At 58.0% G+C, this 21,627-nt stretch carries 24 protein-coding genes and 1 tRNA gene; 10 read left to right on the forward strand and 15 right to left on the reverse strand.

Annotated features, from left to right (window positions below; translation table 11 throughout):
- Positions 1-31: 31 nt before the first annotated feature.
- On the reverse strand, positions 32-1,426 hold the full coding sequence (locus K7A42_RS15955; protein WP_022555424.1) for a leucyl aminopeptidase family protein: 1,395 nt from the start codon (positions 1,424-1,426) through the stop codon (positions 32-34).
- Positions 1,427-1,568: 142 nt separating this feature from the next.
- On the opposite strand from K7A42_RS15955, the gene K7A42_RS15960 reads away from it, so the two are divergent.
- Entirely contained in the window at positions 1,569-2,393 is an 825-nt protein-coding gene (locus tag K7A42_RS15960; RefSeq protein WP_045533218.1) for a tetratricopeptide repeat protein, read from the forward strand.
- Positions 2,394-2,464: 71 nt separating this feature from the next.
- Here the strand turns inward: K7A42_RS15960 and K7A42_RS15965 are convergent, their stop codons facing one another.
- From K7A42_RS15965 to K7A42_RS16005, 9 genes are all read right to left on the reverse strand, one after another.
- Positions 2,465-3,451 carry a type II secretion system F family protein gene (locus tag K7A42_RS15965; protein ID WP_004439300.1) on the reverse strand — a complete coding sequence of 329 codons (987 nt, stop codon included), beginning with the start codon at positions 3,449-3,451 and terminating at the stop codon, positions 2,465-2,467.
- Positions 3,452-3,460: 9 nt separating this feature from the next.
- Positions 3,461-4,465, reverse strand: a complete 1,005-nt coding sequence (locus K7A42_RS15970; protein ID WP_004439301.1) for a type II secretion system F family protein — start codon at positions 4,463-4,465, stop codon at positions 3,461-3,463.
- Between the two features lie 15 nt (positions 4,466-4,480).
- Entirely contained in the window at positions 4,481-5,947 is a 1,467-nt protein-coding gene (locus K7A42_RS15975; protein ID WP_035206587.1) for a CpaF family protein, read from the reverse strand.
- Between the two features lie 33 nt (positions 5,948-5,980).
- A complete protein-coding gene (locus tag K7A42_RS15980; protein ID WP_022555427.1) occupies positions 5,981-7,264 on the reverse strand; it encodes an AAA family ATPase in 1,284 nt (427 codons plus the stop codon).
- 34 nt (positions 7,265-7,298) lie between these two features.
- Positions 7,299-7,979 carry a CpaD family pilus assembly protein gene (locus K7A42_RS15985; protein WP_006699756.1) on the reverse strand — a complete coding sequence of 227 codons (681 nt, stop codon included), beginning with the start codon at positions 7,977-7,979 and terminating at the stop codon, positions 7,299-7,301.
- Between the two features lie 56 nt (positions 7,980-8,035).
- Positions 8,036-9,619 carry a type II and III secretion system protein family protein gene (locus K7A42_RS15990; protein WP_006699755.1) on the reverse strand — a complete coding sequence of 528 codons (1,584 nt, stop codon included), beginning with the start codon at positions 9,617-9,619 and terminating at the stop codon, positions 8,036-8,038.
- The gene (gene cpaB / locus K7A42_RS15995; protein ID WP_006699754.1) at positions 9,616-10,422 is read right to left on the reverse strand and encodes a Flp pilus assembly protein CpaB; all 807 of its coding nucleotides are present in this window, start codon (positions 10,420-10,422) and stop codon (positions 9,616-9,618) included. The genes K7A42_RS15990 and cpaB overlap by 4 nt, the downstream gene beginning before the upstream one ends.
- Before the next feature lie 127 nt (positions 10,423-10,549).
- On the reverse strand, positions 10,550-11,062 hold the full coding sequence (locus tag K7A42_RS16000; RefSeq protein WP_244405382.1) for an A24 family peptidase: 513 nt from the start codon (positions 11,060-11,062) through the stop codon (positions 10,550-10,552).
- A gap of 106 nt (positions 11,063-11,168) precedes the next feature.
- A complete protein-coding gene (locus K7A42_RS16005; RefSeq protein ID WP_207588376.1) occupies positions 11,169-11,357 on the reverse strand; it encodes a Flp family type IVb pilin in 189 nt (62 codons plus the stop codon).
- A gap of 414 nt (positions 11,358-11,771) precedes the next feature.
- On the opposite strand from K7A42_RS16005, the gene K7A42_RS16010 reads away from it, so the two are divergent.
- Positions 11,772-12,182, forward strand: coding sequence for a pilus assembly protein N-terminal domain-containing protein (locus tag K7A42_RS16010; RefSeq protein WP_416220915.1), 411 nt, complete (start codon positions 11,772-11,774; stop codon positions 12,180-12,182).
- Between the two features lie 220 nt (positions 12,183-12,402).
- Here the strand turns inward: K7A42_RS16010 and K7A42_RS16015 are convergent.
- Positions 12,403-12,489 (reverse strand) — tRNA-Leu (locus K7A42_RS16015).
- A 119-nt stretch (positions 12,490-12,608) separates the two neighbouring features.
- The gene (locus K7A42_RS16020) at positions 12,609-12,914 is read right to left on the reverse strand and encodes a SelT/SelW/SelH family protein (RefSeq protein WP_037089622.1); all 306 of its coding nucleotides are present in this window, start codon (positions 12,912-12,914) and stop codon (positions 12,609-12,611) included.
- A 134-nt stretch (positions 12,915-13,048) separates the two neighbouring features.
- On the opposite strand from K7A42_RS16020, the gene K7A42_RS16025 reads away from it, so the two are divergent.
- The 4 genes from K7A42_RS16025 to K7A42_RS16040 all read left to right on the forward strand — a co-directional run bounded on the left by K7A42_RS16025 (position 13,049) and on the right by K7A42_RS16040 (position 15,875).
- A complete protein-coding gene (locus K7A42_RS16025; RefSeq protein ID WP_037089470.1) occupies positions 13,049-13,498 on the forward strand; it encodes a DoxX family protein in 450 nt (149 codons plus the stop codon).
- Between the two features lie 135 nt (positions 13,499-13,633).
- Positions 13,634-14,332, forward strand: coding sequence for a type 1 glutamine amidotransferase (locus K7A42_RS16030; protein ID WP_282455540.1), 699 nt, complete (start codon positions 13,634-13,636; stop codon positions 14,330-14,332).
- 82 nt (positions 14,333-14,414) lie between these two features.
- A complete protein-coding gene (locus K7A42_RS16035) occupies positions 14,415-14,603 on the forward strand; it encodes a YegP family protein (RefSeq protein ID WP_004439314.1) in 189 nt (62 codons plus the stop codon).
- 174 nt (positions 14,604-14,777) lie between these two features.
- A complete protein-coding gene (locus tag K7A42_RS16040; RefSeq protein WP_282455541.1) occupies positions 14,778-15,875 on the forward strand; it encodes a GH25 family lysozyme in 1,098 nt (365 codons plus the stop codon).
- Positions 15,876-15,888: 13 nt separating this feature from the next.
- On the opposite strand, the gene K7A42_RS16045 is transcribed toward K7A42_RS16040, so the two are convergent.
- Entirely contained in the window at positions 15,889-16,764 is an 876-nt protein-coding gene (locus tag K7A42_RS16045) for a DMT family transporter (RefSeq protein WP_282455625.1), read from the reverse strand.
- A 104-nt stretch (positions 16,765-16,868) separates the two neighbouring features.
- On the opposite strand from K7A42_RS16045, the gene K7A42_RS16050 reads away from it, so the two are divergent.
- Positions 16,869-18,311, forward strand: a complete 1,443-nt coding sequence (locus tag K7A42_RS16050; protein ID WP_045533054.1) for a PLP-dependent aminotransferase family protein — start codon at positions 16,869-16,871, stop codon at positions 18,309-18,311.
- A gap of 73 nt (positions 18,312-18,384) precedes the next feature.
- Positions 18,385-18,702: a hypothetical protein gene (locus tag K7A42_RS16055; RefSeq protein WP_004439319.1), complete on the forward strand. Its 318-nt coding sequence runs from the start codon at positions 18,385-18,387 to the stop codon at positions 18,700-18,702.
- 77 nt (positions 18,703-18,779) lie between these two features.
- On the opposite strand, the gene K7A42_RS16060 is transcribed toward K7A42_RS16055, so the two are convergent.
- Entirely contained in the window at positions 18,780-19,238 is a 459-nt protein-coding gene (locus tag K7A42_RS16060; RefSeq protein WP_006699744.1) for an Rrf2 family transcriptional regulator, read from the reverse strand.
- Positions 19,239-19,390: 152 nt separating this feature from the next.
- Here K7A42_RS16060 and K7A42_RS16065 point away from each other — a divergent pair, with 152 nt between their 5' ends.
- Positions 19,391-20,278, forward strand: coding sequence for an NAD(P)/FAD-dependent oxidoreductase (locus K7A42_RS16065; RefSeq protein ID WP_035206602.1), 888 nt, complete (start codon positions 19,391-19,393; stop codon positions 20,276-20,278).
- Here the strand turns inward: K7A42_RS16065 and K7A42_RS16070 are convergent, their stop codons facing one another.
- Entirely contained in the window at positions 20,279-21,055 is a 777-nt protein-coding gene (locus K7A42_RS16070) for an AraC family transcriptional regulator (protein WP_034496341.1), read from the reverse strand.
- A gap of 94 nt (positions 21,056-21,149) precedes the next feature.
- Here K7A42_RS16070 and K7A42_RS16075 point away from each other — a divergent pair, with 94 nt between their 5' ends.
- The gene (locus K7A42_RS16075) at positions 21,150-21,557 is read left to right on the forward strand and encodes a DUF2000 family protein (protein ID WP_006699741.1); all 408 of its coding nucleotides are present in this window, start codon (positions 21,150-21,152) and stop codon (positions 21,555-21,557) included.
- The last annotated feature ends 70 nt before the right edge of the window (positions 21,558-21,627 follow it).

The raw sequence follows: 21,627 nt of genomic DNA on the forward strand, positions 1-21,627 counted from the left end.
CGCTCCGGTCGACGAAGCGCCCCTAAAGCCGCTATTTCGTGAACTGATGTGCGATATAATGGAAGAGGGCGCGAATACCCTGCGCTTCTCCACCGATCGATGAGTGGTGCCTTTCACTCAGCGACCAGCCGTAAATATCGAAATGCGCCCAGCGCCGTGTGTTGGTCACGAAACGCTTGAGAAACAGCGCGGCGGTGATCGACCCGCCCATGCCGCCGGAAGGCGCATTGGTAATATCGGCCGCGCGCGAGCGAATGTCCTTGTCGTATCCCATATAGAGCGGCATGCGCCACAGCGGATCGTCGGTATCGATGCTGGCTTCAGCGATGTCGTGGGCCAGATCGTCGTCGTCAGTGTAGAAGGGCGGCAGATCGGGACCGAGCGCGACGCGGGCGGCGCCGGTCAATGTTGCCATGTCGATCATCAGGTCCGGCGCGTCCTCATCGGCATAGGCCAGAGCGTCCGCCAGAACGAGGCGGCCTTCCGCATCGGTATTGTCGATCTGCACCGTCAGCCCCTTGCGGCTCCGGTAAATGTCGCCGGGACGAAAGGCGTTGGAAGAGATGGAGTTTTCGACGGCGGGCACGAGGACGCGCAGGTCGACCGGCAGCTTCGCGTCCATGATCATCAGCGCCAGGCCAAGGACATTGGCCGCGCCGCCCATGTCCTTCTTCATCAGGGCCATGGACGCTGCGGGTTTTATATCGAGACCGCCGGTGTCGAAGCACACGCCCTTGCCAACAAGCGTCAGACGCGGATTACCCTTTTTACCCCAGTTCATTTCCAGAAGGCGTGGTGCGCTTTCGCTGGCGCGGCCGACGGCGTGGATGAGGGGGAAGTTTTCCTTCAGCAGGTCGTCGCCGGTGGTCACCTTCACCTTCGCCTTGTAATGGGCGGCAAGGCCCCGGAAAGCGATCTCCAGCTCATCCGGTCCCATGTCGTTGGCAGGCACATTGATGAGATCGCGCGCGAGGAAGACGCCCGCGAGAATGCGCTTGATCTCGCCGTCTTCGGCATCCTGGGGAATGAGCAGCTTCGCCCCGCTGGTTTTGGTGGTCTTGTATTTGTCGAAGCGGTAGCTTCCGAGACCGAAACCGAGAGCGAGGCGATTGGCCGTCAGTGGTGCGGTCTCGATGTGCCACTCGCCTTCAGGCAGTTCGCGGGCGAGTTTGCCGGTGATGAACGGGATTTCAGAGGGATTGCCGCCAAGGCCGAGAAGCACGCCGCCGAGCGAACCATCGGCAGAGGGAACGAGCAGGATGGCACCGGCCTCCGCCTTGAATCCTGCTTTCTTTGCCCAGTCCAGAGCGACGGGGTCAATGGCGCCCTGCTCGATGTGGGCGGGCGTGACTGCGAAAACCGGCAGTGTACTGCCTGCCTTTGAGCTGAAAGGGGTCGGGCGTTCAATGAACTGATAGGGCGCCATTATATGCTTCCGTAAATGTCGAGAATCGGTGCGATTAACGCTCTGTTAGGGTTAACAGATTATTGCTTAAGCGAAAGTTGCGTCATGTGAGTCTGTCGTTTGTCGGGCGCAAGATTGATCATTCTTGGGCGAGGGCGCTGCCATGACTGCTTTTTCTTTGGCTGAGACAGGCCGGACAGGGTTGCTGCGGGGCGCGTGTTTTGCCGCATTGGTTCTTGCGGTTTCTGGATGTGCAAGCACCAACAAACCGGACCGGATGTCTACCGGCTCCATTCCCGCCGCCCCGCGCTCCTATGATCACATGAACATGGACCAGCTTCGCCAGGCGGAAGAAACCGCCGGCAAAGCCTATGAACGCAATCCCAAGGACAAGTCGGTGGGCATGAATTATGCCAGCGTCTTGATGATGACGGGCAAGAACACGCAGGCTCTTGCAGTCATGCAGCAGATAGCCATCGCCAATCCCGCCGACCGCGACGTGCTTGCCGCGTATGGCAAGGCACAGGCGGCTGCGGGACAGCTGGAGCAGGCGCTTTCAACCATCCAGCGGGCGCAGACACCCGATCGACCCGATTGGCGCCTCTACTCGGCCGAAGGCGCGGTGCTCGACCAGCTTGGACGTTCCAGCGAAGCCCGCTCCCGCTATCGGCAGGCGCTTGACCTGAAGCCGAACGATCCGAGCGTGCTTTCAAATCTGGGCATGTCCTATGTGCTGTCGAGCGATCCGCGCACTGCCGAAACCTACCTGCAATCGGCCATCGCCCAGCCTGGCGCCGACAGCCGCGTTCGCCAGAACCTCGCGCTCGTTGTCGGCCTCCAGGGTCGCTTCGCCGAAGCAGAGCGTATTGCGGTACAGGAACTCTCGCCGCAGCAGGCTCAGGCAAACCTGACTTATCTGCGGGCAATGCTGTCCCAGCAAAATTCCTGGCAGCAGCTCGCAAAAAAAGATGGAAAGCCGGCGGGCTGATGCTTCGCGCGATGCCGCGTCCTTATATCCGGAACTTGACGCGTCGCCGCGAAATTCGGGCGGCATGTTTTTCAGAACGTGTCCAAAACGCGGATGATGGCAGGGCCTAGAATGACGGCGATGAGGACCGGCAGGAAAAATACAATCATCGGCACGGTCAGCTTCGGCGGTAGTGCAGCTGCTTTTTTCTCCGCTTCGTTCATGCGTTCGTCGCGGCCTTCCTGTGCGAGAACGCGCAGCGCCTGAGCGAGCGGCGTTCCGTAACGTTCCGCCTGAATAAGCGCTTGCACCACGCTTTTCACGGCTTCGAGCTGTGTTCGTGTGCCGAAATTCTCGAGAGCGACCCGCCGGTCCTGCAGGAACGACAGTTCCGCCGTCGTTAGCATCATTTCTTCAGCCAGTTCGGGTGACTGCTCGCCCATTTCCTCTGCCACGCGGCGCATCGCGGCCTCCATGGACACGCCGGATTCGATGCAGATCAGCATGAGGTCGAGCGCATCCGGCCAGGCTTTCTTGATCGACGCCTGCCGTTTGTTCATGCGGTTCGACACATAAATATTGGGAGCATAGAAACCGATATAGCCGAACAGCAACACAGCCATCAGCCGGACGATGAAGGCTTTGTCGGAGAGATTGCCGAGCACGAAGATCCAGGTGAAGGCTACGGCCAGAAAAATGAAAGGCAGGATGAAGCGGGCGGCGAGAAACGTGTTGAACGCGTTTTGGGAACGAAGCCCTGCTGCCCGCAGCTTGTTCATCGTGTTCTTGTCCGCAAGCGCTTCCTGGAGGTTGAATTTTTCCACGATGCGCCGGGCGGACTTGTTATTGTTGCCGCGCAAGGAGGTTTTGCCTTCCCTGGTAACGGTCGCAAGCCGCTCGCGCTCGCGGCTGCGGATGAGATCGCGTTCCGACGACACGGCTTTCATGCGTTTGGCGAAATCCTTCCGCTCGAAAACCGGCATGATCAGCGTATAAAGGGTGGCGAAAACCGCCAGCGTCACCAGAACGGCGACGATCGTTTGCGGATTGGTGAGGCTCGAAAGAAAACTCCCGCTCATTCTGCGCCCTCAAATATCGAAATTGATCATTTGGCGCATGATGAATATCCCGATCAACATCCAGACGGCTGACGCCCCAAGAATGATATGGCCGCGAATATCGGTAAAAAGCACCGATAGATATTCGGGCGAGGTAAAGTGCACCAGCATCATGACGACAAAGGGCAGCGAGCCGATGATGACCGCAGACGCCTTTGCCTCCATCGAAAGTGCATTCACCTTGGCACGCATCTTCTTGCGGTCGCGCAGAACTTTTGAAAGGTTCGACAGCGCTTCGGAGAGGTTACCGCCGGCCTGCGCCTGAATGTTGATGACGGTGCTGAAAAAGCTCACTTCGAAAAGCGGCATTGTCAGCATCATGCGCTCGATCGCCTGCGGAATGCCGATGCCGACCTGCTGCGCGTCGACAACCCGCTGGAACTCAGTTTTCACCGGCTCCTGCCCGTCAGATGCGATCAATCGCACCGCGTCGTTCAGCGGCAAGCCGGATTTGATCGAGCGACACATGACATCAAGTGCGTTGGGAAACTCTTCGAGGAATTTTTTCTGCCGGCGCTTGAGGAGGAACGCCAGTGCCCAGCGCGGCAGCCCCAGCGCGATAACGGCGCCTATCGGTAGGGCGATAAGCAATGACAGGCCATAAAGAAGTGCGATGAGGGTGGCAAAGCCCGCCGCGCCGACGCTCAGCAGCTGAAACTGTCGCAGAGACAGCGTCAGCCCTGCCTGAACGAGCTTTTCGCGCAAACCGACATTTTTGGCCTTTTTTGCCCTCTCATTTTGTTTTTTCTCCATTTCCCGCAGGTTGTCCTGCATGGATTTGCGGCGTTTGCTGAGCTCATGCACGCGGTCACGTGCGGCTTTGATGTTGGTGTGGTCCGTCTCCGCGGCCTGGACCCGCTTGAAGCGGCTGGTGGTCTTTTTTTCGACTTCTATCTGCTGGAAAAGAAAAGCGTAAGCGAGCGCGCCCGCCGAAACGGCGACGAGTGCGGCCAATAAGAGGATTGTCGGGTCCATGGCGGTCGCTTTCCCTTAGGAGGTCTTTTCCATTTCATCGAGCGCGGCGGCCAGGCGTTTTTCCTCGCCATAATAGCGTGCACGGTCCCAGAAATGGGGTTTACTGATGCCCGTCGATACATGTCTGCCGATCAGTTTGCCGTTGGCATCCTCACCTTCGATTTCGTATCGCATCAAATCCTGAGTGACGATCACGTCGCCTTCCATGCCGATCACTTCCGTGATCTGGGTTATCCGGCGTGAACCATCACGCAGGCGCTGCGCCTGAATGACGACATCGATCGATCCCGAGATGATTTCACGCACGGTTTTGGCCGGCAGAGTGAAGCCGCCCATGGCGATCATGGATTCGATGCGGCTGAGGCACTCGCGTGGTGTATTGGCGTGCAGCGTTCCCATTGAACCGTCATGGCCGGTATTCATCGCCTGGAGCAGGTCGAATACCTCCGGTCCGCGCACTTCGCCGACGATGATGCGTTCCGGCCGCATGCGAAGGCAGTTCTTGACGAGATCCCTCATCGTGATCTCACCTTCCCCTTCGATGTTCGGAGGCCGCGTTTCGAGTCTGACGACATGCGGTTGCTGCAGCTGCAGTTCGGCGGTGTCTTCGCAGGTAATGACGCGCTCATCCCTGTCGATGAAGCTCGTCAGGCAATTGAGAAGCGTGGTCTTGCCGGAGCCGGTGCCGCCCGAGATGACGACGTTGCAGCGGACACGACCGATGATCTTGAGCAGTGTCGCGCCTTCGGGTGTGATCGCACCGAAACGCACGAGCTGGTCGAGCGTAAGCTTGTCCTTCTTGAATTTTCGGATTGTCAGCGCCGGGCCGTCGATGGCGAGCGGCGGCGCGATGACGTTGACGCGCGAGCCGTCCGGCAGGCGGGCGTCGCATATGGGGCTCGATTCATCCACACGTCGGCCAACCTGGCTGACGATGCGCTGGCAGATGGAAAGCAATTGCGCGTTGTCGCGGAAGCGGATGTCGGATTCAATGGTCTTGCCGCCGACTTCGATGAAGGTCTGGCCAGAACCATTGACCATGATATCGGCGATGTCGTCGCGGGCAAGAAGGGGCTCAAGCGGCCCATAACCGAGAACGTCATTGCAGATGTCTTCAAGCAGTTCTTCCTGCTCGGCAATCGACATTGCGAAATTCTTGATCGTGATGATGTCGTTGACGATATCGCGAATTTCCTCGCGCGCGCTCTCCGCATCAAGTTTGGCGAGCTGCGAAAGGTCGATCGTATCGATGAGCGCGGAAAATACCTGGCTCTTGGTATTGTAATAATCCTCCGTGCGGGCGCGCTTTTTTTGCGCCGGCTGCGTGACCGCCATCTGTCGCGCTACGGGTGATTGGCCCGGCTCGAGCGTGTCGATGGAGAGAGAGCGCGGCTCGGGCGCCGCCACCTGCATGGGGACAGGTGCGACGGGATCCGGCTTCGTGCTTCTGGCTGGGCCCTCGGCCCCGCGTTTTCCGAACATCGGCGTTTCCGTCAATAGGCGCGGAGGGAATCCCTACTTGCGCTTGAGAATATTCTTAAGTCTGTCCAGACCGCCGCGCCGGCTTTTGCGCAGCACCGTGCGACCGGTGATGGTATGGGCAATTTGCGAGAAGGTTTCTGCGATCTGGGATTTTTCATCCATTTCGCTAATCATGCGTCCGCTGTTTGCGGCGTTTCCAAACAATTGCGCCTCGAAGGGAATGATCGCAATCGGCTCGATTTCCAGCGGGTCGAAAAAATCCGCCGGAGCGATTTCGGGTCGCTTCGGCATGCCCACCTGGTTGAGGATGAGATGCGGCAATTTATCGTTGGGGCGCAGTTTTATCAGCGCGTCGAACAGGTTCTTCGTGTTGCGAAGATTCGCAAGATCCGGAACCGCGGTGATGACGACCTCATCCGCTTCCGCAAGCACAGCCCTTGTCCAGTCGCACCATTGGTGGGGAAGGTCGAGGACGGCGACGGGGGCGCTACGCTGCAAAACCTCAAGGATCGGCAGAAAGGCCTGGCGGTCTAGATCGTAAGTCCGGTCAAGAAGCGACGGTGCCGCGAGCAGCGATAGGTGATCGGAGCATTTCGTCAAAAGGCGGTCGAGAAATACCTCATCCAGCCGCTCCGGCGAGAAAACCGCTTCCGCCATGCCCTGGGCCGGATCCTGATCGAAATCGATATTGGCTGTGCCATAAGCCAGATCCATGTCGGCGAGAATGGTTTCCGTCGAAAACAGGGTCGAGATGCCGAAGGCGCAATTATGTGCGACCGTCGAGGAGCCCACCCCACCTTTGGCGCCAATGAAGGCGATGTTGCGGCCAAGCGGCTCCGCTTCGGGGTCGACGAAGATCGCGGCGATCGAAGCCAGAAGATCGGCCATGTTGACCGGGGCGACCAGATATTCGGAAATACCGTTGCGGATGAGGTCGCGATAGAGCGTTATGTCATTGTGGCGGCCGACAATGATGACACGGGTGGAGGGGTCGCAAACCTCCGCGAGAGGAGCAAGATCATCCAGCAGCGAAGCCGGCGCGCTTGCCGTCTCCAGAATGATGAGATTTGGCGTAGGCGAGGCAGAGAACATCGTGGCCGCAGCGTTGATGTCACCCTTCGTCACCCGCAATGTTACCTTGCTCATGCGCCTGTCACCGGACAATGCGTCCATGACGCCCTGCATGTTGTCGCTGACGCAGAAGGCGTGGATGGAGATGCGGGGCAGGGGCCGCAGGCGGTCCATATCGGAGGTGCGCACCGGCTGCAGGGTGTCTGCTCCGTCGCTTGACTTGATGTCGTATTCTACAGCGCTCATCGTCTTTCCTGCCGTGACAATTGTTGGGACCGCATCAGTTTGCGGTGGCCGTGTTCTTGCCGTTACGATACGTATCGATAACCACTGCGCGGCGCTCGGCATCGATGGGGCTCATGCCGCGCGGGCCGACCAGATCCATCGGATTGGCGACTTGAGCCGCGAGATTGCTTTGCGAAGCGCACCCGAAATTGTACCAGTTCTTGTTGGCGAAGGTGTTGTCCGAAAGGTCTTCCGGCCACTGGCCGCATTGCCCGGTCATGGCGGTAATAGCGACATAGCTCAGTCGGATGGGGGCGGAGTCGCCGTTCGGGGAGGCGGCGTAGCGCGTTTCCATGATCTTGCCCGGTGCGACCCCGGCGCCGGACAGCGTAGTGCGGATCTGTTTCGCCATTCTAGCGGCGCTTGCCGAATTGGCTGATCCCGATGGCATCTGGATGTTGATGACACCCGTCGACATCGACGCATAATTCTGGGCGAAACCACGTATATTGTCCGCCATCGCCGTGGTGAGACGGCTATCGCCTGCCGAAACCGGGATATCAAGCGAATGTTCCGCTTCCGACAGGGTGATCGGATGGCGGGTTCGGTAATCGTCGGGAATGGCGTTGGTCGTCAAAGGGTCACGCGCGCAGCCCTGCAGAAGGCCGGCGGTGAGCGCAACCATGGCGACGAGACCGGCGCGTTTGATGGACAAAAAGGAAGAGGTTTCCTGCATGATGTTTCCTGCCCCCGCCGGGCTTGCTCTGAAGAGGGGATTTCGTGCGCGTTTGGTCATTTGTAGATGAACCCCACCGATCCCTGATAAGGAGCCGCCTGAACCTGGTCCTTGCGGCCATAGACCTTGTTGACGCGGTTCATGAAATACATGGCTGCATCGTTTTCCGGATTGAAGTTGTCATCCGGCCGGGCGATCTGGTTGCGCGCGACTGGCCGCACCAGATAGGGCGTCGCGATGATGACCAGTTCCGTTTCGTTGCGGATGAAGTCCTTGCTGCGGAAAAGCGTACCGAAGATCGGAACCTTTGAAATGCCCGGAAGCCCCGACATGGCCTGGCGGATATTATCCTGGACCAAGCCGGCGATGACGATCGAGCCGCCCGATGGGAGTTCGACCGTTGTCGAGGTCTCGCGCTTGCGGATCGACATATAAGTCGAACCTGGGATGTTCCGGCCTGCATTTCCGGTTACCACGTTACCTTCATAGGTAGGCTCGGAAACATTGGTCTCGATCTTGAGGCTGATCCGTCCTGGCGAAAGCACGACCGGCCGGAAATTCAAGGTTATGCCGTAGTCGACCGTGTCGGTCGTGCGCGTTATGGTCTGCTGGCCCGTATCCTTGTCGATGGTGACTTCCTGTTCCGCAGGCAGACGGAAATCGCCCCCGACATAGAACTTTGCCTGCTCGCCGGAAATGGCGGTGAGGCTGGGTTCGGCCAGCGTGCGTACGACACCGGCCTGCTCCATGGCATTGAGATAGGTGGCAAAGTTGAGCGAACCGGAGCCGATCGCGCCGCTGGCGATCCGCGAGGCGCCGCTGATTGCATTTCCAAGATTGGACGGATTTGCGAATTCGAAGCCGTTATTGCTTGTCGAACTGCTGATGGAGCCATTGAAACCCAGCTGTTTCAGCACCTGCCGGCTGACCTCGGCGACGGTAACCTTCAGCGTTACCTGATCTTCGCCTTCGATCGTCAGCATATTGACGATTTGCGATACCTGGCGGTTTTCGGCAAAAATTGCGGCGTCTCCGCCATTGTCGCCACCTGTCAGCGATATGTTACGGGTGGTGGCTTCACCACCCTTCAGAAAGGCTTCGGCAAGCTGTACTGCCCGTGCCGAGTCCTGCGGTGTACGAACCGTTCCCGTCAAAACGATATTGTCTGAAACAATTTCGACCTTGATGTCGGAGTCGGGAATAAAGCGGCGAATATTGGTCTCCAGCCCGACGATATCGCGCTCCACCTCGAGATCGAGGCTGACGATTTCACGGCCACTATCGCCGAAAATGAAAATATTGGTCTGCCCCACCGTTTTTCCGAAGAGATAGATTCGTCTCGACGTGCGGGTCACGGCATCGGCAAGGCTGGGGTCAGCAACGAGAATATCATGGGCGTCCTCGGGCAGGTCGATGACCAAAGCCTTGTTGAGGCCGAGTTTCAGGCGTTTGCGAACGCCCGAGCCACTCTCGGTGATGCGCACGATGCTGGCGCTTTGTGCCGCGGCCTCGCCGAGACGCAGAAATTCGGGCGAATGCGGGCCTGGAATGCCTGAAAAAGCCACGCAGAATGCAAGTCCGCCCAGCATCGATGAACGCAGGTGTTTTTTAACGCGCTTTGCCATGAACCCCCCGGTCATTGTGATGCTCCCTGATTGCCCTTGACGATTGAACCGGATTTGATCACCTGAATTTCCGGTTGGCCGGAGCCACCGTTGAGAAGATAGCCCGCCGAAAGCGTGTCGTTTTCCTGTGCATCGGCGATCGAGCGCAGGGCGAGAGTGAGGCGATCCGCCATCTGCTGCGCCACCGTTATGATCTTCGCCTGCTCAGGCGTCAGTTCCAGTGTGGCCGTTGCGCCCACGACGGCGGAAATCCCGTCTTCGCCTTCCTTGATCTGCTGGTCGATCGCGAGAACCCGGACATTGTTCAAAACATTCTCGGTCAGGAAGTTTCCGTTCTCACCCTTGCGAACCATGATGACGTCGACACGGTCATTGGGCAGTACGAAGCCGCCCGCGCCGGTTGAAACGGAAATTTCCGTGGCGACGGCGCGTTTTCCTGCCGGCAGAAGCGATGACATGATGCGGGTACTGGAATCGACGACTTTTTCCGGCCGCACCGGTTCCCCCTCGAACAGGGGCAACCGCACGACGGCGCCGGTGAGTTCGGTGATTGCGTTGGGGTTTTTGGCTTCGGTTATGAAGCTGTCGACGACATTGCCCTGCGGCCAGGGCGTCCAGCGCACCGAGCTGTCATTCAGACGGCTGCCGACGGGTAAATTGACCGAGGAAACGAGAACGTTGACCGTCGGCTCTTTCTGGATGATCGTTTCCGCCTTTTCGATAACCTGTTTTGCACCGGAAATCTGCATGGCGACAAGACCGGCAAGGCCGGCTGCAACCAGGGCAACGGAGAGAATGACGATACGCGACGGTTTCATGCTCGATCCTTGAGGGAATCAGATTCTTCTCCCGTCAGGATGGCGCGTCATTGGTATAATTATGGTTAATATTATACTTGGGTTTGTGGTTAACGAGCCTTTAATTTCGGTCCTTGAAGTAATTCATTCAAAGAAGACCGGCGATGGCGGCCTTTACCATCGGTGCTTCACCGTATGTCAGAAGTCCGGCAATGGCGATACCGATCCCATAGGGGATCTTCTTTGCCACCATCAGTGAATCTGGGATAGGAATGCCTATCGCCATTATTTCCTGTGAGCGGGATCGCAAAAGCAGGATGCCAAGTGTCAACACACCGCCGATGAAGGTCACTGCGAGCAGAAATTCTATGAGGGAGATGTTGAAGCCGTACCACACGGCAGCGGCCGTCAGAAGCTTGGCATCTCCTCCACCCATGACATTGGCGGCGAAAAGCGCAAAACAGGCAAAAAATACAATAGCGGCGGCCGCGAGGCTCATGGCAAAAGTATGCCAGTCCATTCCGGAAAAAGGGGCTATGACCACAAAAGACGATAGCAGGAAAAGTGTTATCCTGTTCGGTATCGTCATGCTGAAGAGATCATTCAGAGCCGCAAAAGCGAGGCAAAAAGGCAATATCAGGAAAATTGCAGCGACTACCACGACCATCTCCTCGTGCTGCTTTTCACGGCAGCTACTCTATCGAAGGTATTCATAAAAAAGACACGCCGCCTCAAGGGCGGCGTGTCCACTTCTGATTCAGTAACGCTTAGTTTGTTGGGGCAGGCGCATTGGCGTTGATTCTCTGAGAAAGAGCGGTGAAGAAAGCATTGAGCCGCGTACCAACGGCCGAAGCGCCGCCGATGATTGCAACGGAAATAAGCGCGGCAATCAGGCCATATTCAATTGCCGTAGCGCCGGATTCGTCCTTGAGGAAACGAGCGAAAATCTTGGTCATGAGTATCTCCTAACTCTTGTGTAGTTCAGCACGCCGACAACTGTTCTCCGTTGTTCGGTTGCCTTCAAACTACAGACGAGCGATTTCCAAGCGCTTAAAAAAAAGGATTAACTCAAAGTAAACGGCAGGATGAGTTTCCTTTGGTAAATAAATATGAAAAGTATTTAATGTATTTCTATATTTGCTTATAAACAAACTTCTTCTGTCGAAGGGCTGTTCTCATTTCGGGAAAACGGGTTTCTCAATGAGACAAAGATGTTCAGTTATGATGCGGGGCGGCGCAGGTCGGGAATGCCAGGAATTATGCATGGTTACCATGCGCATCACGCATTTTCGTGACTTAACGCTTCATTCACTAAAACCACGCATTCTTTGACGCGGTAAACTGCTGATTAGTGAGCAAGGGCAAAAAGCGTGTCATCCGGAAAACTGACGAAAATTGTGGTCGGCTTGTCGGTCATTCTGGGAGGGGCGTTCCAGTCCGGTTTTGCCGAGGAAGACATATTGCGCGTCTCGATGAATCACGCCCGCGTCCTCCGTCTCGACCGTCCTGTCAGCAAGGTTATCGTCGGCAACTCGAAGGTTGCCGATGCCACGGTTGCCGACGCTACCACGATCGTGCTGACCGGTCGCAGTTTCGGCACGACAAATCTCGTACTTCTCGACGCCGAAGGGAATCCAATCGTCGATGAGCGGATTCTCGTCTCCATTGATGAAGGCAATACGGTCCGTGTTTTCCGCCAGACGGAGCGAACCGTTCTTTCCTGTACGCCCAATTGTGAGCAGCATTCGCAAAACAGTGGCGACAAAGACGCCCAGCCGTAACAAGGCTTGGTCCGCCTCAAATCCGAACGATCGAGCCGCCGTATTCGATGACGTGAAGGCGTGAGCCTTGGCTCGTCATCTGCATCTTTTCCTAAGGGTAAGATTCGCGCTGGACGTCAGCAAAACGAAAAACCGCAACATGTACCCTGCGTTCTGCAGGAGGTCCAAATGTTGCTGTTTTTTCGTCTAAGTATTTGATCTGGCTAAGATCAAAATGGAATGGTGCCCAGAAGAGGACTCGAACCTCCACACCCTTGCGAGTACCAGCACCTGAAGCTGGCGCGTCTACCAATTCCGCCATCTGGGCGACGGAGAGCGATGTACGAGGGCAGCCGCCCGGTGTCAACAGGCTTTTTGAACTTTTATGACGGTCATTGATTTTAAAGGGAAAAAACTTGTCTGATGCCGTTGAAACCCGTCGCCGGGTCAGGTGTCGAGGCCTTCGTGCTTCGTCCTGTCGACATGACCGAGGTCTCGGTCCGGGTCGATGATGTCGCGGATTCTCTGTTTGAGCTCTTTTGGGCCGGGAAAACCGCCGTCACGTTTACGTTCCCATATAATGGTACCGTCCACCCCGATCTCGAACACGCCGCCGGTTGAGGGGACAAGGCTCACTTCGCCGATATCCAAGGCGAAGGTTTGCAGGATTTCCTGCGCCATCCATCCAGCCCGCAGCAACCAGTTGCACTGGGTGCAGTAGCGTATCGTTATGCGCGGTTTGGTGTCGGTCATCATCACGTCTCCTTCGCGGCCGAGTCACGATAATGTTAACTTTAACGCTCATGTTTTTACCCGGCATATGCTTGTTCTTATCACGGGGCTTTGCGAACAGATAAGTCAATCGAATGCTCAAACAGAGAGATCCTATGGCCCAGTTCGACAATAATCGTCAGCGTCTGTTCGTTCCCGCCGTTGCACCGCTTTATAACGGGACACACGATGTGGTGGAGACCATTTTGCGTGTCACGGCGGGACTTCTGCTGGTTACCCATGGGTTCGGCAAGATTCTCAATCCCTTCGGGGCGGTCGGCATGGTGGAGAGCCTCGGTTTTTACCCGGGCGTCTTATGGTCGCCGCTGCTGGCGGCAACGGAATTCTTCGGCGGTATTTTCATCGCCATCGGCCTTTTCACGCGGCCAGCATCCTTCGCCGCCATGATCGTCCTTCTGGTAACGGTCTGGTTCCATGGTGTGGTGAAGGCGGAAGGTCTGGGCGGTGCGGAAAAATCGATTCTCTGGGCGGCGATTTTCCTGTTCTTCACGATTCGGGGCGGCAACCGGCATTCGGTCGACGCGAAGCTCTCGCGGGAATTCTAATATCCAGTGGCGGGGCCCATGCTGTGCCACGCCACTGCTGCCGTACCTCTTGAAAATCCCTTTTCATCATGATGAAGCTTGGATTCAATCGGCGAAACCCGCCGGCTGAATCATCTGTTATCATCAAGAGGTCGCATGCGCGTCGCAATTATCGAAAACATGGCGGGCACGCCGCATGGACAACTCGGCGTGGCATTGGCGGAGGCGAATGCGGAGGTGCGCGTCATTCGCGCCTATGCGGGGGAACCGCTTCCGAAAGATGCGGGCGGTCATGATGCCCTTATCGTTCTGGGCGGAGAGCAGAACGCACTCGACGATGCCCTATATCCCTATCTTCCAGAGCTTGCGCGTTTGATGAAAACCTTTGGCGATGCGGGCAGGGCAGTCATGGGTGTTTGCCTCGGCAGCCAGCTGCTGGCCCGCGCTTATGGTGGCGATAACATTCTTTCCGGTCCACCGGAATTCGGCTGGAAAAAGGTGTCCCTCACGGAAGAGGGCATATCCGATCCGCTTTTGGCCGGGCTGGATAGAGCTTTTCCGATTTTTCAATGGCACTGCGATACATTTACACTACCACCCGGTGCCACCCGGCTTGCGACCAATGCCGCGACACGGAATCAGGCCTTTCGCCTCGGACGGGCGGTCTATGGCACACAGTTCCATTTCGAGGCCTCCGCAGCAGTCGTTGACGGCTGGTGCGAGGCCTTTCCCGCTTCCATCGAAAAAATGGCGCCCGGCTGGCTGGCACAATATCCCGATCATCGCGACCTGCGCGCAGGGATGGCGGATGCAGCGGGTCTGGAGATTGCCCGTGCCTGGGTGCGGCTCATCTGACGGATTTTCTGTTGCGAATATCATGGTGCCAGACCAGAATTGCGTGGAGTTCATTTTTCAGCGCGAAGGAGCCGCAAAGCCCATGTACAAATTCGAGATCTATCAAGACAAAGCCGGAGAATTTCGCTTTCGCTTCAAGGCTTCGAACGGCGAGACGATGTTTGTCTCTGAAGGCTATAAGGCCAAGGCCTCGGCCATTCACGCGATCGAGTCGATCAAGAGAAATTCCCCCGGCGCCGATACCGTTGATCTCAGCACCATGACGGCCTGAGTCGTACAATGAGAACCGGAATGCAATTTACCTGCCAGAAATGAAGGGCGCATTGGTGGGTGCCGGCGTAAAGATAAGATTCAGTCTTTTTTGATAATCTTCCGTTAGCATTTGTATTTCGAGGTCTCCGGGTGGCGCCAGTGCGTCCCCGATTTGTTTTGCGTACGGGTTCTCATGCGTTCTTCGGCTGTGCCAGCACTTCTTTTCGGTTGCCTTCTGATTGGCGGCTGCACGTCCAGTTCCGGTCCGGAAAGCCTGGTTGCCGGCTTGCCGTCGAAGGAAACCACGAGTTCTGTCACGCCATCAGCGCCGGTGCCGCAGGCAAGCGTCGGCTCGCAGCCGATAACGGCTCAACCGCGGCAGGAAGTACTGGCCTGGGGTGGGCCGGTGCCGGAAGAGCCCAAGGCTTTTTCCGCCGTCACGCCGAGGGCGTCGCTGCCGCAGGATGCGCCTGAAATCCGTTTGCCGGTCCCGCCGCAGGCCGGGATGATACGCCCGACCGAACGGCCGATGGAGCGTCCGGTCCAATTGGCCATGGCGGCGGCTCCGGCGGCGAGCGCCGGTGCGCAGATCCGCTCGCGCATTTTCCGTTCCAGCTTCAGCGATGCGAAACCGATCAATTTCGGCCGGGTTCAGCCGCGGCATTTCCAGGTGCACGGCGTGGATGTGTCGCGCTGGCAGGCCAATATCGATTGGCCGTTGCTGCGCACCCGCGGGGCCAACTTCGCCTTCATCAAGGCCACGGATGGCGGCGATCACCTTGATCCGATGTTCCGCACCAACTGGCAGGGTGCAAAGGCCGCGGGCATTCGCCGTGGCGCCTATCACTTCTTCTACTGGTGCCGTTCGGCCAGCGAACAGGCAGACTGGTTCATTCGCAACGTGCCACGCGATCCCGACGCGCTGCCACCGGTGATCGATGTGGAATATAACGGCGAGTCGAGCTGCAAGACGCGCCATTCCCGTGAGCGCGTTCTGGAAAAGATGCGCGTCTTCATGAACAAGCTCGAGCGCCATTACGGGCAGCGGCCAATCATTTATACCGCGCCGGATTTTTACAAGGATAACCTGACCGGCGAGTTCCAGGACTATCCTTTCTGGCTGCGCGCCGTCGCCCAGCACCCATCGGTGGTCTATCCCGGTCGCAAATGGCTGTTCTGGCAATATTCCGGCTCGGGCCTGTCACATGGCGTCGATGGCCGCATCGATCTCAATGTCTTCAACGGCAGCGAAGATGCGTGGCACCGCTGGGTGGATCGCCGTTCCAGCTGAAGGATCGCCCGTGTCAGCGCGCGAATCTTCTGGCGCCCGCGACGCACAGCACCACAACCAGCGTAACGGCAATCATGGCAGGGCTTACCTCTTCGTGCAGCAGGGTTGCGGCAAGCGCGAGGCCGAAGAACGGCTGCAGCAGCTGCAATTGTCCGACTGCCGCAATGCCGCCCTGCGCCAGGCCGCGATACCAGAAGATGAAGCCGATCAGCATGCTGAACAGGGAAACATAGGCAAGGCCGCCCCAAGCCTGGGGATCGATGCCGGCGAGCGTTTGCGGCCCTGTGAAAAACGCGAGCGGCAGCATCACCGGCAGGGAGAGAACCAGCGCCCAGGAAATGACCTGCCAGCCCCCCAGCCTGCGGGAAAGGGCGGCACCCTCTGCATAACCAAGTCCGCAGACGATGATTGCGCCGAGCATCAGGAGATCACCGGTAAGCGAGGCCTCAAGCCCGGTCGAAAATGAATTCCACATCGAAAAGCCCGCCACCAGGGCGCTGCCCGCGCAGGAAAAGAGCCAGAAGGCCGGGCGCGGGCGCTCGCCTCCGCGCAGAACCGCAGAGATTGCGGTGGCCAGCGGCAACAGCCCGACAAAAACAATGGAATGCGCCGAGGTAACGTGTCGGAGGGCAAGCGCCGTCAACAGCGGAAAGCCCACGACAACCCCAAGCGAGACGATGAAGAGCGATGTCAGATCATGGCGCGCCGGGCGCTTTTGCCTGAAAACAAGCAGCAGCACCACCGCCAATAGACCCGCAATGCTGGCGCGGGCCACAGTGAGGAACACGGGATCGAAACCCGTCACCGCAACGCGCGTGGCGGGCAGCGAGCCGCTAAATATCACCACGCCCGTCAGACCGTTCAGCCAGCCGCTTGTCGCCTTGTCCATCGTCATCTCCTGCATTTTGTCCTTCTTCCTCCGGAACTGCTGGCGGCAACAGCGACAGTCATGTACAATTTAAAGAAACTGTTATGGTTGATGTTCCAGTACGGATGGAGAGAGTTGTGGACGGGCGGTTTTCAACCCTCGCGCAGATCGAGCCCGGTACGCGCATAGAAAAGGTCATGGCGAGCATTCGCCAGCGCATTGCTTCGCGCAGCCTCGTTCCAGGCGCGCGCCTGCCTTCGGTGCGCGGGCTGGCGAAAGCCATGCACGTTTCCACCTCCACTGTTGTCGAAGCCTATGACCGGCTGGTGGCCGATGGCACGATAAGCTCGCGGCCGGGCTCCGGATTTTTTGTAGCCGGTCCGCTTGCGCCCCTGTCTCTCGCCGATATCGAGCCCCGGCTGGACAGGGCGGTGGACCCGCTATGGGTATCCCGTCAGGCGCTGGACGAAGGGTCCGTCCTCGCCAAGCCCGGTTGCGGCTGGCTTCCCGCGTCCTGGATGCCGGAAGAGGCAATGCGGCGGGCGATCAGGGGGCTTGCGCGCGCGGATGCCGCCCTGCTGACGGATTATGCGAGCCCGATGGGGCTTCTGCCGCTGCGGCAACTCCTGTCGCGCAGGCTGGCCGATCACGGGGTTCAGGCCGGGGCCAGCCAGATCATGCTGACCGATTCAGGTACCCAGGCAATCGATCTCCTGTGCCGCTTTTTGCTGCAGCCTGGAGATACAGTAATCGTCGACGATCCATGTTATTTCAATTTCCACGCCCTTTTGCGCGCGCACCGCGTCAGGGCCATTGGCGTGCCCTATACACCTACAGGGCCGGACCTGCCGATTTTCGAGCAGGCGCTGAAAGAGCACCGGCCGCGGCTCTATATCACCAATTCCGCGATCCATAATCCCACTGGCGCGCGGCTCTCCGCCGTTCATGCCCACCGCTTGTTGATGTTGGCCGAACAGTCGGGACTGACCATCATTGAGGATGATATTTTCGCCGATTTCGAAACTCAGGCCGCCCCGCGTCTGGCTGCTTTCGACGGCCTGAACCGCGTTGTCCAGATCGGTAGTTTTTCAAAAACACTGTCGGCTTCCGTGCGCTGCGGTTTCATAGCAGCGCCCCTGGCGTGGGTGGAAGCGTTGACCGACCTCAAGATCGCCACCGCTTTTGGCGGAGCGCATTTCTCAGCCGCGCTGGTCCTGTCGCTTCTGACGGATGGCAGTTATCGCAAACATGTCGAGGCGCTTCGTCTGCGGCTTGCGGCGGCGATGCCGGAGGCGGCGGCGCGCCTCGTCTCACTTGGATGCGTACCGTGGATCGAACCGCAGGCGGGCATGTTTTTATGGTGCCGCCTGCCGGAAGGCGTGGATGCTGCCGATGTGGCGCGCCGCGCGCTCGCGCAGCAGTTGGTGCTCGCGCCGGGGAATGTGTTTAGTTCCTCGCAGAGCGCGTCCGGTTTCATGCGTTTCAACGTGTCGCAAATGGGTGGTCCACACGTCATGACCGTGCTTGCAGACGCTCTTCGTCAGCCACCCGTTTCACCTTCGTCCTGACCGCAGGGGCGACTGATCGGAACAAAATCGCGGGAACGTCGTTTTCTCGGCAGAATGAAGAGGAGGAAACACCATGACATTCGATCCCAACAACCCGCGTCCGGACCGCGATCTTCGTCCGGAACTGAATATCAACAACGAACCGCGTGCCCGCACCTCGTCGTCCTGGGTGCCGTGGCTGGCAATCATCGTCGTCGTACTGGTGGGCGTCTTCGCCTGGTCGCAGATGAGCGGCCCGACCACCGATCCGGCCACGACGTCGTCCACTACGCCGCCCGCTGCGACGGACCAGGCGCCGGCACCGATGGCACCGACTACCCCGGCAACGCCGCCGGCAAATAACGCCGCCCCGGCAAGTCCGAACACGGGTGGAACCCAGACCCAGCCTTAATGGCTGACTGGACACGATGAAGCCGCCTGCTTCCGAGCAGGCGGTTTTTTCGTTTGCACAATCGCTAGTTTACTCGCTCAGAGCTGGTCCATGGCGGAAGGATGATTGGAGACTTTTGACCAGCGGGTGATCGATTCTGCCGCCAGCGCCGAAAGCGTAATATTTCCGAAGCGGGATAACAAAATGCTCTCCGCCTCGGTCATGGCCTCGAAAAGTGCAGCATTGACTGCCTGTTCAATAACACAATCCGGATTGTCACCTGCCAGCCCGATAGAGAACAGTTCGGGCGCGCCAAGCGCTCTGTAGATATCGAGTAATGTAATCTCATTGAGTGGGCGCGCCAGAACCCATCCTCCGCCATGTCCTTTTTCGGAAGAAACATATCCCTGCTCGCGCAGGCCCGCCATCGTCCTGCGCACCACCACCGGATTGGTCTGCAACATGGCTGCGATACTTTCCGAAGTCGCCGCGCCCTCATGTTTTTCCATATGGATCAGAATATGCAGCACCCGGGAAAGTCGCGTGTCGTGTCTCATTGTTGAAGCCCGCCTGTTTGCATTCACGCTTACCACCCTCCGGCTGACGTAACAATATAAGTTGCATGACCATTGACTCGATCTTTCATGTAACAATATAAGTAGCATGATGTGGACCGCGGTTACGGTCGGCCTCAAAACATGGGTGCATCATGAAATTCGACGTGATCATAATAGGCGGCAGTTACGCCGGGTTATCCTCCGCCCTGCAGCTGGGCCGCGCAAGGAAGCGGGTTCTGGTTGTGGACGCAGGCGAAAGACGAAATCGCTTTGCCAGCCACTCCCATGGTTTTCTTGGGCAGGACGGCAAGGCGCCCGGCGAAATCGTGAGCGAGGCACGCAGCCAGATCGAGCGTTACCCGACGATCGAGTGGGCGCGGGGCAGCGTAACGGATGCGGAAGGGACTTTTGGTGACTTTGAGGTCGAAATCGATGGCGGTCGCCGTGAAAGCGGCGCCCGTCTCATTCTCGCCATGGGCGTCACCGACGAACTTCCGGATATAGCCGGGCTGAAGGACCGCTGGGGGTCCTCTGTTTTCCACTGCCCTTATTGCCATGGCTACGAACTGGATCAGGGAAAGATCGGCGTTATCGCGGCTTCACCTCTGGCCATACATCATGCACTGATGCTCCCGGACTGGGGGGAGACCACCTTCTTTACCAATGGCGTCTTCGAGCCGGATGCTGATCAGGATGCGCTTCTGTCTGCTCGCGGGGTCCATGTGGAAAAAACGCATATCCGGGAAATCGCCGGACATGCGGATATCGCTCTGGTGGATGGGCGTAATGTTGCACTGGCGGGCCTTTTCACCCAGCCGAAATTGCGTATCGCCTCAGACTGGGTAAAAAAACTCGGCTGCGCCATCGAGGAAGGACCAATGGGATCGACCGTCGTTACCGATCCGATGAAACAGACCACCATTGCCGGCATATTTGCCTGCGGCGATGTGGCAAGGGCTGCCGGCTCTGTGGCCCTTTCGGTTGGCGACGGCGCAATGGCCGGTGCGGCGGCGCATCGGTCGATCCTGTTTCCGCAATGATCAGTGTGAAACGAGGTTGAGCCAGCGCCCCGGTGGCATGCCGAAGGCATTTTTGAAATGCCGCGTGAAATGTGCCTGATCCGCGAACCCGCAGGCGAAGGCTGTTTCCGCAAGGCTGCCACCGGCCCGCATCATCTCCTTGCATTTTTCCAACCGCCGCATGATGAGATAACGGTGCGGGCTCGTTCCGAACAGGAAACGGAAATGCCGAAAAAGCGTAAAGCGGTCGAGTCCGCTTATCTCTTCCAGCTCTTCCGACCCCACGGTTGCGGCGCTGTTCTCCAGCAGGTAATTCCTGCACCGCAGGACGGCGGCCCTGTCAACTCGCTTGATATTCCCAGTTCTTTCATTCGAATGTTTGCAGAGCAGATCCGCAAGTCGCGCCTGCCAGTCTGTCACAAGTAGATTGTCCGGCTCGCTTTCGAGGTTGGCAAGCACTTCGATCAGGCATAGGCGAAAGGCCTCGTCCTCGATAACGGGATGTTTGGAAAAAGGCAGCGACTTATGTCCTGCCTGCATCATCTTTTCAGGCGGAAGGTAAAGCATGCGGTAGCGCAGGCCCTCATCCGTGCCGGCGCCGCCATCGTGAACTTCGTCGGGATGCAGCACGATCACATTTCCGGGCATGCTGAAATGCGATGCGCCACGATAGGAAAAGGTCTGAACGCCTGAGAGCGTGACGCCCAGCGCATAGGTATCATGCCGGTGCGGCGCGTAAGCATTACCGTGAAAGCGCGCTTCTATGCGCTCGAAACCGTCGCTCGCGGGGGCCTGCACGATGCCCTCGAATTTGCACGAACGTTCAAGATCGGTGGCATGCAGAGGCTGTAGGATTGCTTCTCGTTCGTAACCACAGCCAGATTGAGTTCGCATGTTTGATACCAAGATCGCCGTCGTCCTTCGTGACGACCTTGCCGTTTGGCAAAAATTGAACGTCACCGCATTTCTCATGTCCGGGATCGTAGCCCAGACCGGAGAGATCATCGGGGAACCATACCGCGACAGGGCGGGGAACGTCTACAATCCTCTGTCTGTCCAGCCGATTGTCGTGATGGCCGCGGATCAGGAGGCGTTGCGCAAAATCCATCAGCGTTCTCTTGAGCGTGATGTCACGACATCGCTTTATATCGAGGAAATGTTCTCCACCGGACACGACGCGGCGAACCGTCAGGTCTTCTCGGAATTTTCTCCGGAAACCGCAAAGGTTGTCGGAATGGCGCTTAGAGCCGATAAGAAAATCGTCGACAAGATTACAAAAGGCGCGAAGCTGCACGCCTGAGAACGGTGTTTTTGAAAGGAAAAGGGAGGCCGTAAGCCTCCCTTTCAAAAGCAATCGCGGTACTTCGCCG

The sequence above is a fragment of the Agrobacterium sp. InxBP2 genome (genome assembly GCF_026191755.1).
GTDB classification, from domain to species: domain Bacteria; phylum Pseudomonadota; class Alphaproteobacteria; order Rhizobiales; family Rhizobiaceae; genus Agrobacterium; species Agrobacterium pusense.

What these genes read in the sequence shown, in the direction of transcription:
- K7A42_RS15955 (WP_022555424.1), bottom strand. Translation starts at nt 1,426, where the DNA reads ATGGCGCCCTATCAGTTCATTGAACGCCCGACCCCTTTCAGCTCAAAG.
- K7A42_RS15960 (WP_045533218.1), top strand. Translation starts at nt 1,569, where the DNA reads ATGACTGCTTTTTCTTTGGCTGAGACAGGCCGGACAGGGTTGCTGCGG.
- K7A42_RS15965 (WP_004439300.1), bottom strand. Translation starts at nt 3,451, where the DNA reads ATGAGCGGGAGTTTTCTTTCGAGCCTCACCAATCCGCAAACGATCGTC.
- K7A42_RS15970 (WP_004439301.1), bottom strand. Translation starts at nt 4,465, where the DNA reads ATGGACCCGACAATCCTCTTATTGGCCGCACTCGTCGCCGTTTCGGCG.
- K7A42_RS15975 (WP_035206587.1), bottom strand. Translation starts at nt 5,947, where the DNA reads ATGTTCGGAAAACGCGGGGCCGAGGGCCCAGCCAGAAGCACGAAGCCG.
- K7A42_RS15980 (WP_022555427.1), bottom strand. Translation starts at nt 7,264, where the DNA reads ATGAGCGCTGTAGAATACGACATCAAGTCAAGCGACGGAGCAGACACC.
- K7A42_RS15985 (WP_006699756.1), bottom strand. Translation starts at nt 7,979, where the DNA reads ATGCAGGAAACCTCTTCCTTTTTGTCCATCAAACGCGCCGGTCTCGTC.
- K7A42_RS15990 (WP_006699755.1), bottom strand. Translation starts at nt 9,619, where the DNA reads ATGACCGGGGGGTTCATGGCAAAGCGCGTTAAAAAACACCTGCGTTCA.
- cpaB (WP_006699754.1), bottom strand. Translation starts at nt 10,422, where the DNA reads ATGAAACCGTCGCGTATCGTCATTCTCTCCGTTGCCCTGGTTGCAGCC.
- K7A42_RS16005 (WP_207588376.1), bottom strand. Translation starts at nt 11,357, where the DNA reads ATGACCAAGATTTTCGCTCGTTTCCTCAAGGACGAATCCGGCGCTACG.
- K7A42_RS16020 (WP_037089622.1), bottom strand. Translation starts at nt 12,914, where the DNA reads ATGACCGACACCAAACCGCGCATAACGATACGCTACTGCACCCAGTGC.
- K7A42_RS16025 (WP_037089470.1), top strand. Translation starts at nt 13,049, where the DNA reads ATGGCCCAGTTCGACAATAATCGTCAGCGTCTGTTCGTTCCCGCCGTT.
- K7A42_RS16030 (WP_282455540.1), top strand. Translation starts at nt 13,634, where the DNA reads ATGCGCGTCGCAATTATCGAAAACATGGCGGGCACGCCGCATGGACAA.
- K7A42_RS16035 (WP_004439314.1), top strand. Translation starts at nt 14,415, where the DNA reads ATGTACAAATTCGAGATCTATCAAGACAAAGCCGGAGAATTTCGCTTT.
- K7A42_RS16040 (WP_282455541.1), top strand. Translation starts at nt 14,778, where the DNA reads ATGCGTTCTTCGGCTGTGCCAGCACTTCTTTTCGGTTGCCTTCTGATT.
- K7A42_RS16045 (WP_282455625.1), bottom strand. Translation starts at nt 16,764, where the DNA reads ATGGACAAGGCGACAAGCGGCTGGCTGAACGGTCTGACGGGCGTGGTG.
- K7A42_RS16050 (WP_045533054.1), top strand. Translation starts at nt 16,869, where the DNA reads ATGGAGAGAGTTGTGGACGGGCGGTTTTCAACCCTCGCGCAGATCGAG.
- K7A42_RS16055 (WP_004439319.1), top strand. Translation starts at nt 18,385, where the DNA reads ATGACATTCGATCCCAACAACCCGCGTCCGGACCGCGATCTTCGTCCG.
- K7A42_RS16060 (WP_006699744.1), bottom strand. Translation starts at nt 19,238, where the DNA reads ATGAGACACGACACGCGACTTTCCCGGGTGCTGCATATTCTGATCCAT.
- K7A42_RS16065 (WP_035206602.1), top strand. Translation starts at nt 19,391, where the DNA reads ATGAAATTCGACGTGATCATAATAGGCGGCAGTTACGCCGGGTTATCC.
- K7A42_RS16075 (WP_006699741.1), top strand. Translation starts at nt 21,150, where the DNA reads ATGTTTGATACCAAGATCGCCGTCGTCCTTCGTGACGACCTTGCCGTT.